This window comes from Streptomyces sp. yr375 (genome assembly GCF_900110755.1).
Taxonomy (GTDB): Bacteria; Actinomycetota; Actinomycetes; order Streptomycetales; family Streptomycetaceae; genus Streptomyces.
Genome location: NZ_FOFF01000122.1, coordinates 1 through 1,243 on the forward strand (window position 1 = coordinate 1; position 1,243 = coordinate 1,243).

Annotated in this window: 1 protein-coding gene; it reads left to right on the forward strand. The window is 67.4% G+C overall.

Going from position 1 to position 1,243, the window contains the following annotated elements:
- Positions 1–1,198, forward strand: a 1,198-nt coding sequence (locus BMZ82_RS39130) for an ATP-dependent nuclease (RefSeq protein WP_143099029.1), incomplete at its 5' end; no start/stop codon positions are given.
- Positions 1,199–1,243 lie beyond the last annotated feature (45 nt).

Genomic DNA, 1,243 nt, shown 5'->3' on the forward strand with positions numbered 1-1,243 from the left:
GGCCGGGGTCGACGGCTGGTACGCGCTGATCACGCCCCTGCCCGCCGAGCAGGTCGCCCCCGGGCAGGTCCTGGTCCAGTACAAGGGACAGGGCGTCGCCGGCGACGCCACCCTGGCCCGTGCGCTGGAGCGGCTGGAGCTCACCCTGTTCGCGGGCAGGGGGGAGTGGACCAGACACGGACTGGGCTACAACAACGCCCTGTTCATGGCGGCCGAACTGCTCCTGCTCGGCAACAGCGCCTTCGCACCGCTGTTGCTGATCGAGGAACCCGAAGCCCACCTCCACCCGCAGCTGCAGACCCGCATCATGGACCTTCTGCGGGAACGCGCTGACGGTAAATCGGCCGGGAAACCGCCCGTCCAGGTCATCCTCACGACCCACAGCCCCAACCTGGCCTCGGCCATCCCCGTCGAACACCTCACCATCGTGGCCCGTGGATCCACCTTCCGCCTGGCACCGGGCCTGACCCGGCTCGACGAAGGCGACTACGCCTTCCTCACCCGCTTCCTCGACGTGACCAAGGCCAACCTGTTCTTCGCCCGCAGCGTCGCCATCGTCGAAGGCGACGCCGAAGCCATCGTCCTGCCCGCCCTCGCACAGGCTGTCGGCCGGTCGTTCAACGAATGCGGCGTCAGCGTCGTCAACGTCGGCGGCGTCGGTCTCTTCCGCTACAGCCGGATCTTCCAGCGCGACGACGAGCAGATCCCGGTCGCCGTGGCCTGCATCCGGGACCGGGACTTGGTTCCCGCCGGCACCTCGGAAGAGATGCGCAAGAAACTGAAGTGCTCGGCAGAGATGACCGCGCAGCAGATCACCGATCACGTTGCCGCACTCACGGCAGAGGACAGCGGCCACGTACGCACCTTCGTCTCCGACCACTGGACGCTGGAGTACGACCTGGCTGCCGCCTCCTGGACCATGGCGACCCTCATGCACCAGGCCGTCCGTACGGCCGTCGCTTCCAAGACCACCTGGCCCACCGCAGAGAAGCTCGCTGACCTAGACCGTGCCGCGCAGGAGGAGGTCAAGAAGTGGCGAGAGAGCAACGTTCCCCTGGAACAGGCGGCCTTGGACATTTATGAGCCGCTGCGCATGGGCCGAGGCAGCAAGCCGATCGCCGCCCACCACGCGGCCCGGCTCCTGCAAACCACACCCGTGACCGAGGATGAGGTTCCCCCTGCCGGCCGGACAGCTTGATACTGGGACGGATGGTCCCGGAGGAAGCAGTCACAGGTAGTGAGC